Source organism: Caldisphaera sp., assembly GCF_023256325.1.
Classification (GTDB): Archaea; Thermoproteota; Thermoprotei_A; order Sulfolobales; family Acidilobaceae; genus Caldisphaera.
Genome location: NZ_JAGDXI010000038.1, coordinates 1 through 13,090 on the forward strand (window position 1 = coordinate 1; position 13,090 = coordinate 13,090).

At 31.7% G+C, this 13,090-nt stretch carries 19 protein-coding genes; 5 read left to right on the forward strand and 14 right to left on the reverse strand.

The genetic code is table 11. The features are described 5' to 3' along the window. Nucleotides 1-152: 152 nt before the first annotated feature. The 3 genes from Q0C16_RS05095 to Q0C16_RS05105 form a co-directional block, all read right to left on the reverse strand. On the reverse strand, nt 153-467 hold the full coding sequence (locus Q0C16_RS05095; protein ID WP_292320110.1) for a hypothetical protein: 315 nt from the start codon (nt 465-467) through the stop codon (nt 153-155). 130 nt (nt 468-597) lie between these two features. Beyond that, nucleotides 598-888, reverse strand: coding sequence for a hypothetical protein (locus Q0C16_RS05100; RefSeq protein ID WP_292320111.1), 291 nt, complete (start codon nt 886-888; stop codon nt 598-600). A 60-nt stretch (nt 889-948) separates the two neighbouring features. Further along, nucleotides 949-1,530 (reverse strand): hypothetical protein, encoded by a 582-nt coding sequence (locus Q0C16_RS05105; RefSeq protein ID WP_292320113.1) that lies wholly within the window; start codon nt 1,528-1,530, stop codon nt 949-951. Nucleotides 1,531-1,645: 115 nt separating this feature from the next. Here Q0C16_RS05105 and Q0C16_RS05110 point away from each other — a divergent pair, with 115 nt between their 5' ends. Beyond that, the gene (locus Q0C16_RS05110) at nt 1,646-2,170 is read left to right on the forward strand and encodes a nicotinamide-nucleotide adenylyltransferase (protein WP_292320115.1); all 525 of its coding nucleotides are present in this window, start codon (nt 1,646-1,648) and stop codon (nt 2,168-2,170) included. Here Q0C16_RS05110 and prf1 read toward each other — a convergent pair. The 3 genes from prf1 to Q0C16_RS05125 all read right to left on the reverse strand — a co-directional run bounded on the left by prf1 (nt 2,167) and on the right by Q0C16_RS05125 (nt 4,222). Next, nucleotides 2,167-3,273 (reverse strand): peptide chain release factor aRF-1, encoded by a 1,107-nt coding sequence (gene prf1 / locus Q0C16_RS05115; protein WP_292320118.1) that lies wholly within the window; start codon nt 3,271-3,273, stop codon nt 2,167-2,169. The genes Q0C16_RS05110 and prf1 overlap by 4 nt on opposite strands. A 140-nt stretch (nt 3,274-3,413) precedes the next feature. Continuing rightward, nucleotides 3,414-3,785, reverse strand: a complete 372-nt coding sequence (locus Q0C16_RS05120; RefSeq protein WP_292320120.1) for a hypothetical protein — start codon at nt 3,783-3,785, stop codon at nt 3,414-3,416. Nucleotides 3,786-3,862: 77 nt separating this feature from the next. Beyond that, nucleotides 3,863-4,222, reverse strand: coding sequence for a hypothetical protein (locus Q0C16_RS05125; protein ID WP_292320122.1), 360 nt, complete (start codon nt 4,220-4,222; stop codon nt 3,863-3,865). A 167-nt stretch (nt 4,223-4,389) separates the two neighbouring features. Here Q0C16_RS05125 and Q0C16_RS05130 point away from each other — a divergent pair, with 167 nt between their 5' ends. The 4 genes from Q0C16_RS05130 (at nt 4,390) to Q0C16_RS05145 (ending at nt 7,696) form a co-directional block, all read left to right on the forward strand. After that, complete coding sequence (locus Q0C16_RS05130; RefSeq protein WP_292320123.1) at nt 4,390-4,692, forward strand: hypothetical protein; 303 nt, start codon at nt 4,390-4,392, stop codon at nt 4,690-4,692. Then, entirely contained in the window at nt 4,631-5,275 is a 645-nt protein-coding gene (locus Q0C16_RS05135; protein ID WP_292320125.1) for a hypothetical protein, read from the forward strand. Before Q0C16_RS05130 ends, Q0C16_RS05135 begins: the two co-directional genes overlap by 62 nt. A gap of 68 nt (nt 5,276-5,343) precedes the next feature. Next, on the forward strand, nt 5,344-6,066 hold the full coding sequence (locus tag Q0C16_RS05140; protein ID WP_292320128.1) for a replication initiator protein WhiP: 723 nt from the start codon (nt 5,344-5,346) through the stop codon (nt 6,064-6,066). A gap of 463 nt (nt 6,067-6,529) precedes the next feature. After that, the gene (locus Q0C16_RS05145; protein ID WP_292320130.1) at nt 6,530-7,696 is read left to right on the forward strand and encodes a proteasome-activating nucleotidase; all 1,167 of its coding nucleotides are present in this window, start codon (nt 6,530-6,532) and stop codon (nt 7,694-7,696) included. A 21-nt stretch (nt 7,697-7,717) separates the two neighbouring features. On the opposite strand, the gene Q0C16_RS05150 is transcribed toward Q0C16_RS05145, so the two are convergent. The 8 genes from Q0C16_RS05150 to Q0C16_RS05185 form a co-directional block, all read right to left on the reverse strand. Further along, on the reverse strand, nt 7,718-8,725 hold the full coding sequence (locus Q0C16_RS05150) for a DNA cytosine methyltransferase (RefSeq protein ID WP_292320132.1): 1,008 nt from the start codon (nt 8,723-8,725) through the stop codon (nt 7,718-7,720). Next, nucleotides 8,700-9,305, reverse strand: a complete 606-nt coding sequence (locus Q0C16_RS05155) for a transcription initiation factor IIE subunit alpha (protein ID WP_292320133.1) — start codon at nt 9,303-9,305, stop codon at nt 8,700-8,702. Before Q0C16_RS05155 ends, Q0C16_RS05150 begins: the two co-directional genes overlap by 26 nt. Then, nucleotides 9,292-9,852: a tRNA (cytidine(56)-2'-O)-methyltransferase gene (locus Q0C16_RS05160; RefSeq protein WP_292320135.1), complete on the reverse strand. Its 561-nt coding sequence runs from the start codon at nt 9,850-9,852 to the stop codon at nt 9,292-9,294. The genes Q0C16_RS05155 and Q0C16_RS05160 overlap by 14 nt, the downstream gene beginning before the upstream one ends. Nucleotides 9,853-9,898: 46 nt before the next feature. After that, nucleotides 9,899-10,993: a GTPase HflX gene (gene hflX / locus Q0C16_RS05165; protein ID WP_292320137.1), complete on the reverse strand. Its 1,095-nt coding sequence runs from the start codon at nt 10,991-10,993 to the stop codon at nt 9,899-9,901. Then, nucleotides 10,994-11,488 (reverse strand): multiprotein bridging factor aMBF1, encoded by a 495-nt coding sequence (locus Q0C16_RS05170; protein ID WP_292320139.1) that lies wholly within the window; start codon nt 11,486-11,488, stop codon nt 10,994-10,996. An 83-nt stretch (nt 11,489-11,571) separates the two neighbouring features. Beyond that, nucleotides 11,572-12,330, reverse strand: coding sequence for a phosphoribosyltransferase family protein (locus Q0C16_RS05175; RefSeq protein ID WP_292320142.1), 759 nt, complete (start codon nt 12,328-12,330; stop codon nt 11,572-11,574). A gap of 15 nt (nt 12,331-12,345) precedes the next feature. Further along, entirely contained in the window at nt 12,346-12,579 is a 234-nt protein-coding gene (locus Q0C16_RS05180) for a 30S ribosomal protein S17e (RefSeq protein WP_367117913.1), read from the reverse strand. Between the two features lie 79 nt (nt 12,580-12,658). After that, nucleotides 12,659-13,030, reverse strand: a complete 372-nt coding sequence (locus Q0C16_RS05185) for a hypothetical protein (RefSeq protein WP_292320146.1) — start codon at nt 13,028-13,030, stop codon at nt 12,659-12,661. Between the last annotated feature and the right edge of the window lie 60 nt (nt 13,031-13,090).

Consider the following 13,090-nt stretch of genomic DNA (forward strand, 5'->3'; position numbering starts at 1 on the left):
GTTTAAAATTTCGTCGAGGCCTTTGATACCCAGCTTTGTTAGAGACAATATTCACCACTTCAATCCTATCCATTGATGGTATTACATTTTCTGAATATAAATCTTTTTTCGTTTTTTAAGTACAAAAATTTTTCGTTTTTTAAACTTTTTAACTATTGAATAGAATCTATCATATCTTTAAATGGCTTTTCATCGCCATTCTCTAAAGAATCAACTATACTATCAATTTTTGATGAATCAAAATTTAATGCTCTACATATTATTTTAAATAAAAGCCTTGTAGTGCTACTAGATGAAATTTCTTTTATTAAATTATATGCTTGCAAGGGGTTTTCAATAACTAATAATTTAAAAGACTTCTTATAATAAGTATATGAATTATGATTTAAATTTATGTATAGGCCTAGGGCAACTTTTTTTACAGTTTCATCAATTAATTCTACTATATTGTCAAGCCCCTTGCCCAATAAGTTCACCAGCTAATTACTATTTATTTCCGTCCGTTTTTATTTTTTGCCTTTAGATAATTAAATTCTATAAAACCAGAATATATAATATTTTATATTCATAATTATGAATTAATAAAATCATATTTACTTAAATTAGTGTGTTAACTATATCCTGAAAATTGTTAGGCATAACTTTTTTATTTTTATAAAGATTTTCATAAACCTTATCCAAATACTCTAGAAACAAAGGACAAGTGTCAAACCTACCATCTCTATCACATTTAGAATTTTTGTTTTTCATGGTAAGCATCAGAAAGCATTGTACTGTTTTTTTGTCAAAATAAGGGCATAATTTATATTGTGCTTTAGCGCTTTTTAGCATTTTTAAAATCCATTTTTTCTTTACATCTTGGTCATTTGTCTGCTTTGGTTCACTCACTTCCCTCACCTAAAAACTTAGTTATTAGCTCGAGAATAATAACCTAATTAGAAAAATACTTTACAAAATAAAAACCAAAACTAAAGATAAAATAAAGAGAAAAACCCATAAAGCAATGTCCAACCTTAATATTTTTTCTCCATCTAAAGGAGGTATCGGAATCAAATTAAAGAGAGATATATACGCATTTACCCAACCTATCTCTCTAAGAAAAGCAGAATATAAAGGAAAGCCAAACGATGCTACATACAAAGCTATTGCTATTACTATATTTGTTATGGGACCACCTGCAACAGAGTATAACAAACCTTTCCTTGATACTGGTCCAAGAGTCCATGTCTTAACATAACCCGGCATCAAAAGCTTAATAGGTAATATTGAAGATACAAGCGTTATTAATACTCCCAATACATTAGCAGTATATCTAGAAGCCATATGATATTTTCTTGATAAATACCTATGCATATACTCATGAGAAATAAAACCAACAATAATGCCTATGAATATAGGTGACATATAAAAATATAAATTAATTATTTGGCTTCCTCCTAAAGCAATTGCTATAGATAAAACACCTATTATCCATGATAAAGGCTCTCCAATCTCAGCAAAAATAGCAGCTCTCCACGATTTTTCTTCCAATTTTAACCCCCTCTTATTTTCATGTTAACAGAATAAAAAATAATTAGTAAAGTTCAGATTTAGAAATATTTATGTTTTTAAGTTTGAGAATATAAAACTTAACTGGGGCATTAATTTGGTAGAGAGGGCATTAATATATGGAAGATTCCAACCGTTTCATCTAGGCCATCTGAGCTTAGTTAAGTGGTCCTTTGAGCAAGGATTTGATGAAGTAGCCATATTAGTTGGAATGGCCTCTGAAAACTATACTCCTAGAAACCCATTTACTGCAGGAGAAAGAATAGAGATGGCAAGATTATCAGCAAAAGACAGCGGCATTCCATTAGATAAGATCATAACAGCCACAATACCTACTCTAGAAATCAGCATTGGATGTGCATATTATGTTTTATCTTATATACCAAAAGTTAAAGCAATTTTAACAAGAAACCCTGTTATAAGTAAGGCATTTGCCGATGCCGGTATTGAAGTATTAACACCACCACTTTTTAATAGAAACGAATGGAGAGGAGAAGTGATAAGGGAACTTATGGCAAAAAATGATAAAAAATGGAAGAATTATGTTACTCCTTCTGTTGTAAATTATATAGAAGATATAAATGGGATTGATAGAGTTAGAAAAATAAATTCAGAAGACTAAGATATTTTGTATCTTAATATACCCGCTATTCCCCCAAAAGTTTTGTAAAACCAATCGGATTCAGGCAAGCTATTGGGTATTATAATAACCTTTGCACCTGATTTTTCTGCTTCTTCTTTCCATCTCTCTATATTCACATCCTCATGCAAAAGTAAGATTGAGACCATACCCATTTCTAATGATCTCTTAACATCATCTTCTCCATAAACAACTAGCCCGGTATTCCTTGCTAAATGTCCTTTAAAAGTCTCTAATGCTTCATTAGCCTCTCTGTAAATTGCGAATTGAACAACATTTTGTGCCTTCATTATAACTTCTCTTAAACCTTGTTCCCCTTGATAGGCAACGTCTATAAGCTCTTTATTGACTAATTGCTGCAACCTATAATCTAAATAACCTCCCTTAACAAAATCTTCCTTAGCATATCCTGGACCAGCTATTATGATTGCTTTTAGTTTCCCCATTTCTAAATATGGTAAAAAGTAGTTTGTTACTCTTTCCCCTAACCTTTTTAAAAATTCATCAACCATTTGTTCTATAATTCTATCAATTCTTCGCTGACTTTGCCCACCCATCATATGCTTTCCAGGTATATAATCTTCCACCTCATCTAAGACTTCAAGCCTACTTCCCTTTAATATACCTATAGTTGCTTGATCCCTTTCAACTATTACAATACCCACAACATCTTCACTTTGAACCATTTCCTCTAATATTTCTAAGACAAACTTCTTATCCGTTCTATAATAAAAAACTGGCACCTTTTCTGGAGGACTAAACATATCGCATATGAATTCTCCTGTCTCCATATTTTCTCCGCAAAACGCTACCAAACCGTTTGCAGGGATTTTTTGAAGCATTGAAACTCTATCCATAGCTGCTGAAACTGCTCTTTTTACAGCTTGCCTTGTTCTTTTTAGCTTAATGTTATCGCTTATTGATAATTCATCCCTTAATAATTGCAATACGTCTCCTATAGGCCTTCCTGGAGGAACATAAAGACTTAGTAAAACAGTTGCTGGTGCATTCCATTCTTTTAGTTCCTTTAATACCTGAGCTAATTGTTTTTTATCTATCAACAGCTTTTCTTCTAAGCTTGACATCTTTGTTCCCTCTTGGCTATCACACTTTATTACTATTTAATGAATTCATTTTTATAGTGTATCTAGAGTTAAAAACCTTTTACTTAGTTAAAATTTCCCTTTAAAGTAGGTATATAAAGCTTAATATTAAAGTATAATTTTTATGAAGCTACTTTTTTATATTGCCTTTCACACATAACAGAAGATATAGCGGATATAGCAGATATTAATGGTCTTACATTGGTATAAATGGGATCTCTTGGACTAGAGTTCCTCATAACTGCATTTGCCTTATCAGATAAGATGCAGGCCTCAACTTCCTTTACTAAGCTATGCCCATTTTTATTATCATAAATTATTTTCTGTATCTCCATCACAAACCCTTGCAATATTGCTTTCCATTGTCTAACTAAAATTAAACTATCGTTAACAGAATTTTTAGATACTTCAAGCAATCTTTTTTCAGATTTATCTAGGCCCTCTATGTACTTCATTAGCTCCATTTCGATGCCTGCAAGTTCATCAAGTGACAAGGCCCTCCCCTTTTTTATTATATGTAAATAAGATATATAAGGTGTGAATCTAAGAAAATTTGTTTAAAAATTTCTATTTAAAAACCTTCTCCATCTGATTGATTTTCTATAAGCTCTCCTACTTCTTCAGGCGAGTATCCTCCGCTATTTAGAAGCTCCATGGAATAGAAATAGCCTTGACGGTCAATAATTACAGCCTCATCTTTAAGAAGTTCGTTTAAAGCGTATCTAATCTTATCTTCGCTAGCTAAACCAGATAAATACCTATGAAAGTCCTTAATACTCATCTTACCATTTTTCCTTAATAAATCCAATAAAATGTCCTTCAACTCTTCTTCATTCGGGGCTGTATAAACAACTAAATCTGTGTCCTCATATATTACCGAAAGGTTATCCGATATTACTTTTTCTTCCTCAACTTCTTTTCCATCAGACACTTATATCACCAGCTTTTCTTTAGTTTCAGGCAAAACCTATAAATATCTCTGTTTTTCTATATTATATTAACAAAATTCTGAAAAATTATAAATATTAACATGTAAAAATATGTTAACAATTAATGGACATTTATAAATTTTTATTTTATCAAAAAATTGGGGATAAAATGACAACAATTAAAGGAAAGCTCTATGAGAAATCAGTAAAAGAAGCATTACTAAGCCAGATGAAGAACAAAATTGACATTAATGAAGCTGTTGAATGGCTATATGAAGATTTTGGAATAAAAATAAATGGTTCTTGGGAAAATTTAAGGAGGGCAGTACTAAATAATAGTGAGATAACTCCAAATGATGTTGCAGTTTTCATGATAGAACAAGGGGTTGAAGTAGATGAAGGTGCGTGGAGTGTATTGCCAGCAACAGGATTGCGAGGCAATAGACCAAATAATAAACATAACAAAACCTGAAAAAGGTGGAATACCAGGATATAATATTTATCATGTTATAGAAACATTGAGAATTTTTAAAAACAAAGACGTTGGCAGGCCATTTCTTTCCTCATATTTTAATTTGGGAGAAGCCTCTATAAAAACCATGCTTAGGAGGCTTAAAGAAAACAAACTAATTATACAAATGGGAAAGCGCAATAAATTAACCGATAAAGGAGAAAAAATATTAAAAATATTTGAATCTAAATTAAAAATATTTGAATCTAAATTAAAAATAGAAGGGTTAGAAGAATGCGAAATTTTAATAATGGAAATGGAAGCCCCTCCAAAAGATTTAACTTCTATACATGAAATAAGGGATGAAATAATATCAAATAACTGCAGGATGGCAGTTATTGGTTTTATAGAAAACAACAGTATTGGTTTTCCAGGTTTACCAGATTACTTACAAAGTGAATTAATAAGATGCTCAGAAGAGTTCTCTAATATTGTTAACCGGGGGGTTATCATTATAACTCCTAAATCATGCCTTCAAAGCCTCTATTCTTTTTATGTTGAGATCATAAAACAATGTTGTTTAACTACTAACATTCAGAATTAATGAAAACTTAGTAATACTAAGAAGTACCCAGCAAATCTTTTACAATAAAATACAATAAGGGGGGAATAATGAATAATGACAGAATAGATGATCTAATAAATCAAATAAAAAATAATGAAAAGGGGGGTCCTAGAAGTAGATTAGTTGATGCAATACTTATTTTATTAATATCAAGGCCTATGAGATCTAATGAAATAGCTCAATATTTAAATAAAGAAACAAAATATATTTCTAGCTATTTATCATATTGGAAAGAAAGAGGTTTTGTTGAATATGATATGGGCCTTTGGTATTTAACTCCTAAAGGAGAAGATTTTGCAAGAGAAATAATATCAAAAACTTCTGATGAAAAATTCAATGAGTTTGTTGCTTTGGCACAAAAGGTAGCGGGTGAATTAGTTAAGAAGACAATAAACGACAAAAGTAATATCAGCGAGAAAGGTAAAACTAAGGAATCTTTGTCATTTATTGCGAGTAAAACCAATCTAGCAGACAATAAACGACAAAACAGGGTTTCCCAAGTTGCATGCGTGCTACAACAATTAAAGGATAGCATAGATGAAGAAGAAATGGAAATAACATCGTTTCTCCTTACACACTATGCAAAATATGGAGTAACATATGTTTATCTGGATCAGATAACGGAAAGACTTAATGCAGACTATAATTGGTTATTAAAAAGGTTAAGAAATTTACAAAGTAAAGGAATTCTTTATATATATACAGATCCAAGACTTGGTATTAGAGTTGGGTTAACTAGAAATCTTAAGGACATGTTAAAAAATTGTTAGCATTATAACTAATACTACTTCTTCTGAAATATTATAGTATTAAAACTAAGGGGATGAAACCGTAAGAATTCATTATTAATATTACTGTTTGTATAATGATGACTGTATTATTGTTTTAATTAATATAAGAAAAATAGATTTGAGTTAGAGGAGATTTTTAGAATGTGTAGTAGTATATATAATATAGCAAACACCATAAAAGAATGATAAAAATAGTGTTTAGCATTATTTTATTAAGATAATTTTATTATAAAAGGAAATTTTATAATAGATATACTTAATAGCTTAGATAATTTAATTCAGAAAAGGGAAAAATTACCTATGATGAGTGGTGACGTTACTGAAATTGATGATACAGGACACTCTGAGGTTAATATTAATAAAGGAATTTTAACTTTCCCTCAACACTTAGCTTACCAGGTTAAAAACTAATGAATGCTATTATTAATCAGGTGAAATTGAATTGTCAATAAGCGATTCAAACAAGAAGGCCAGTCAAGATGATGAAGATGAAGACATTTCTTATTTAAAAGAAAGAATAAGATATTTAACACAAATGAAAATTTCACTAGAAAGAGATCTTGAGTATTATCGTCAAGAGATGACTAAACTTTTAGAACCACCATATATAGAAGCCATGCTTTTAGAAGTATTAAACGATGGGAGAGCAATAGTTAAAAGTTCAACAGGACCTAATCTTGTTGTTAAGATAGGAAACAGTATTGATACTTCAAAACTACGGCCTGGGATATCTGTTGCGTTAAATAATAAGGGCTCTACTATAGTGGAAGTTCTTCCAAACATTTACGATCCATTTGTAGAAGCAATGGAAATAGAAGAAACGCCAGGTTTTACATTTAAAGATGTTGGGGGCCTTCAAAACCAAATAAGGGAGATTTATGAAGTAGTTGGCCTACCAATAACGAGGCAGGACCTCTTTAAGTCTTTAGGTATAGATCCACCAAAGGGTGTTTTATTATACGGTCCACCAGGAACTGGTAAGACACTACTTGCGAGGTCTCTTGCTGGTGAAGTAAAAGCTACGTTCATAAGAGTAGTTGCTAGTCAATTTGTTAACAAGTTTATTGGTGAAGGGGCTAGAATCGTAAGAGAAGTTTTTAAACTGGCAAGGGAAAAGAAACCTACAATAATTTTCATAGATGAAATGGATGCTATAGGATCTAGAAGAATTGAGATGGGGACAAGTGGAGATAGAGAAGTTCAAAGAACTTTATTGCAGCTATTAGCTGAGATCGATGGTTTTGATCCTTTAGATAGCGTTAAAGTAATAGCTGCAACCAACAGAGTCGATCTATTGGACCCAGCTCTTCTAAGGCCAGGAAGGTTTGATAGAATTATAGAAGTGCCATTACCAGATAAAAATGGAAGGTTAGAAATATTGAAAATCCATACAAAGAATATGAAACTTAAAGACGTTGACCTAGAATTTATAGCGCAAATTACTGAGGGATTTTCCGGGGCAGAAATAAAGGCCATAACTACGGAAGCAGGCTTTTTCGCTATTAGAGAAAAGCTCAATTATGTAAATCAAGATCATTTCATTAAGGCTGTTGACAAGGTTAAGAAAAGATTAGAAGAGAAAAAGCAAATACTAGGAATTCATATCTAATTTAATTCTTAACAATTGGTTTTACATCAATTTTTGATTGTTAACCCCCCGGTTAACAATGTTTTCTTTTAAATAATTCATTACATATAAGGCAATTTCTTTTGATAAGGGAGGCGGAACCGCTTCGCCGATCATATTGTATTGGGAATCTCTTCCTCCTAGGAAAACATGATAGTCTGGAAAACCCATTAAACGGGCTTGTTCTCTAACTGTTAATAACCTATCCTCAAATGGATGTATAAATCGTGAAGATCCCATAACTGTTGGAGCAGGTCTATATGGATTTAACCTTATAAAATTTCTGAATCTTTTATTTTCAGCTCCTTCGAATTCTATCATAGCCCTTCCCCATCTAGCATTAGAAACTCTTTTCCTCAGCCTTTTAGTTAATGGTTGAGGCTCTTCATGATTAGGAGGCCAATATGATCCTGGGTTTGGCAAATCTTTTAATGCTTCTTCAACGCTTATCATTCTTTGTTTTTTTAGTTCTAGTTTTAAATTGGAAACAAAAACCCTAGTTCTCATGCTAGGCACTCCATGATGTTCTGCGTACAACACATTAAAATAGATCTCATCATAGCCTGATCTTTTTAATTCTTTAAATATAGATTCTTTTATATCGTCTTGCAAAATACCGGCAACGTTTTCTATTACAAAAAATTTCGGTCTAACTTCATTTATTATTCTAATTGCATGTAAATAAAGCTGTCCTATGGGATCGCAATAAAGTCTATCTATAGGATCAGTTTTCCTATTTTTGTTTGTAGGAGTAAAGGGCTCGCAAGGAGGGGAGGCTATTATTACATCAAAGTCTCCTCTTTGATATCCTAAAGATTTTAGGACATTATAATCTATTTCTTTAACATCATCTGCTATTTGCTCTGTTTCGGGGAAATTAGCTTTATATGTTTTTGAAACTGGTGGATCATTTTCTATGGAAACCAAAATATCAAATCCTGCTTCCTTAAATCCTCTTGAAAATCCACCTGCCCCAGAAAATATATCAAGCACTGAAAACTTTGCTCTCATCCTGTTTTATTTCCTCCTCTAATAAAGAAATTCTTTTCTTTAATATATCTATGTATTGCTTATTATCATCTAGCTCTAGCATGCTACCACATTTGGGGCAAATAAAATCGTATTCAAATGCCACATCAAATGTATATCTTGTGTTATCCTTTGGGCATTTATAAAATTCATTATTACTTTCATATGCTACTCTTGATTTAAGCTTTTCCAAAACAGCTTTTTTCCTCCTTATTATAGCTAAGCTGACACCTCTCATATCTATATACCAATAATACCTGGTTGCTCCAGTTTCTGGATGTTTGCCTCTTCTATAGGTTGAAAGCCTAGCATCATATAATAATCTTAAGACCTTTCTAACATCACTTTGTCTATAAGACGTCATGCTTTCTATCTCTTCATCGCTAATTCCTCTTTCAGGATCCGTTTTTAATAATATATCAAGTATCTCTGATGCCATCTTATCATCGGTTTCTGCCTTTAATGCTAAAAGCCTAACAAATTCTCTTAGCTGATTTATATAATTTAGTTGAACTTCTTCCTTACTATCCCCTTCATCATCTTTCAAGTTATCTTCTTTCAACCTTTTTCCCTCTTTTAGATGGTATTATTCTATATTGTGCGTCCCTGTAGTTATATAATAGTTCTCTGCCTTTAAATAATCTATCTAAAAAAATTGCTAAAGCAGCAACTTCACTATGAGGTTGCCATCCTACTGCTACATTGTAATCGGAGTTATCATAATAAAACCTTTCAACTTTTTCTGCCCCAACTATTATGAGCTTTTTCTTAGGGACAGAAGATATCTTATCTATAACATCTTCGACTCCTAGACCATACATCGTTAAATTAATTACTTCTCCTCCTTCTTCTTTCCATTTTTTGACGAATTCTTTTCCATTAACATTGCACAAATAATCGATCTTTCCTCCCCAACTTTTAGATGCCTTTATTAATGATTCCTCAACCTTATTATCACAAATACCTTCTAAGATAAATCCATTTGCTCCAAAGGCTCTTGAAACCAATGCAACATGAGTTGTTATTCTTTTATCCCTTTCTGGTCTATGGCCAAGTCTTAATACATAAACCTTTTCATATATCTTCGAAAGGTTTTCTAGACTATCCATTTTTATACCTAATTTGCTAAGAAAAACATGGTTTATTAACTATATATTAAATGTAAACCTTAATTTTTCTGCTTATACCTATAATTTCTTTTAGCAATTCATCAATTCCTATGTTTTTCTTTGCTGAAATTGGTATGATTTTATTTATAAAGGGAAATGATTTTTTTATAGACTCTGTTTTGTTAGAAATTTCATCACTTTTTATTTCGTCTATTTTATTTAAAACGAAAACTATAGGTTTATTTATAGCATTTAGTTTCTTTAGTATGTCAGTTCCAGCTAATATTTTTTCTTTTATATCTTTTTCACTCTCAGTTATATCGATAACAAAAACTATAATATCTGAAATTGTAACTTCTTCTAACGTTGAATAAAAGGCCTCTATTACTTCAGGAGGCACATCTCTTATGAATCCAACTGTATCTGCGAATGCCAGCTTTAAACCATCATATTTTATCATTTTATGCTTTGGAAAAAGAGTAGTAAAATATTCTGGACCAACAGGTTTAGACTCACCTGTTATTAAATTAAAAAGGGAAGTTTTACCTGCTGAAGCATAACCAACAATTGGGATGCTTATCATTCCTAGTTCTTTTCTTCTCATTAACCTTTCTTGCTCAGTTTTTCTTAACTGCTCAAGTTCCCCCTTTATTTTTGCAAGCCTTGATGTTAACTGTTTTTTATAAGTATCAATTCCATATTTACCTGGGCCTAAGAAACCAGCAAGTTCTCCCAATTTAGTTCTCCTTATATATTCTCTAATTATAGGTAGGTCGTGTTTAATCCTTGCCATTTCTATTTGGAGTAACGCTTCTTTACTTCCCGCATGCTGAGCAAAAATTTCTAATATAAGCTGAACTCTGTCCAGCACTCTTATTTTAGTCTCCTTTTCTAATTTAAATACTGATGAAGGTTCAATATCACCATAATAGATCACTGTATCGAATTCTAAATCTTTCTTGTTATTTTTAATAATTTCTATAAGGTTATCAGTTATTCTTCTACCTCCCCTAAATTTCTTAAATCCAACAATCTCATATCCTGCAGTTTCAGCTAGAATAATTGCTTCATCGAAATGTTCATAGAATTTGCTAGATAAAATCAAAAAAGCTTTTTTCTTATTGTTTCCATCGAAGTCCAATTAATCTTCATCCCTTCTTACAACTACAACATCTCCAAAAGTTACCTTATCTGGAGATAAACTATTTTCTTCTCCTTCATCAAATTCAACAGGCTGAAGGACTTTAACCTTAAGTATTTGCTCTATCTTCTTTGCAAGATCTATAGATGGTTTAACTTTTTCACTTTCAATTTTTTTGAGTAATGCTTCACTTATTTTAAGCTTTTGGGCAAGAACCGCTTGGGTCCAACCTTTTGATTCTCTTCCTTTCCTTATTTCTTCTCCATATCCTTCAACGATTTCAAATTGGTCCATTGACTTGAATGCTTTCTTTGGTTTTTCTACCTTTTTTTGCTCTATCTTTCTCTCGGGCGCAGGCAATGCTCTTCCACTCTTCATAAGCTTATTATAACAATTTGCACACAATATCATTTCAGTTCCATCGACAAGCGCTTTAAAAGGCTTCCCTTTTATCAGGGAGCCACACATTTCGCAGTAAATTTCTTCCTCTCCCAATCTAGCTCGCCACAATTATAAATGTAGAAAAGAGCTTTTTTGGTTATGCTTATTTTTTTATGTTATAAAAATAAGGTGTTTTATCATCTATTCTTTATAACTAGCCCTGTCATAGATTTTGCTTCTTTTTCAAACTCATTCTTTTCCCATGGAAAAACTACCCATTTGTCTACTTCTTCAGCATAGAAATCTGGTACAAGTCTAGTCCAAGGCTTCATATATAATGTTGTGGTCTTTATTTCAGATGGCATGTAAAGAGAAATAGCTTGTATTGCAAATTCCAATGTTAGGCCTGAATCGCTTACATCGTCTACCAATAAAACTTTTTTATCTTTTATAGGTAAAGTAACTGGTTGTCTCATATATGGTCTTTCTCCTTTCTGACCTGCAGCTATGTATAATTTTATTTCCATTGAACCGATGTCATCAATACCTAACCTATCTGCTAGCAACCTTCCCGGGATTACTCCACCCCTTAAAATAGATATTATAACATCAGGCCTATATCCTGATTTTAGTATCTTTTCTCCTATTACATTAATATCATTTTCTATATCTTCCCATGATAATAGCAGAACTTCTATTCCTCCATGGTTAACTGGCAAGATGTAGATTTCTTTAGCTTCTTCTTCATCTTCTTTTATCCTATAATCAACCCCATCTACAAATACAACAAAACCTGATTTAGGGTTTCCATCAGGATCTATGGCTATTGATAAATCTGGATATTTATTTATTAATTTTTTTAAAGCCTCTTTCCAAGAATTTGCATCTACTTCAATTGTTTCATTGCCATTGGCCTTATATTTTAAAGCAGCTAGAAGTTTAATTTTTATGCTCAAAGTTAATCTCCCAGCTCATTGCTGGGCAGTGCCTGTATTTTCTTCTATAATCTTTTGTTTCTTTTTGCTTAACTTTACTAAACTAGTTATATAACCTGCTACCTGATTTCTTAATCTCTTCGATTTATAAGAAGTAATTTTTCCCACAACTTGTTTATTCATATTAAAGTCTTCTGTAAACAGATCTGGATGATCTCTTAACAGTTCTCTTGCGAGACGTTTTATCATTAAAGTCCTTACTTTGCCCAAGCATTCCACCTGAATTATTCGTTAACGCTAGAGAATTTAAAGCTGATTTTAAAGTTTATTGCATCTTTTAGATTTAAGGTTAGGCATGCTCTATACCTAATAATTGCGCTATATCATAAATTACCTTAGGTTTCCAATAGACCTTTTGCAAAGATTTTAATATTCCTAGAATCCATACTATAAATAATCCAAGACCAATAAGAATTGATATAAAGAGGTCAAGGATAGGCATAATTCTTAATAAAATAGTGATAACATCAGCTATAATAATTATTATGAAAAATGATATCGATAAATAAGACCAATATTTAGCAAATTTGTAACTAGGTTTAAGTACTAATGCAAGGATTCCGCCTATTAAAGGAATAAGCCAGGCTATGAAGGCCCACAATTTTTCATCGTCACTAATAACATAATTTTCATTAGATGAACTTGAACTAGGTGAACTCAACGTTTTTCACCAAATAATTATTATATAAAGGGGGTATATAAATACGCTAGTTAATATTTA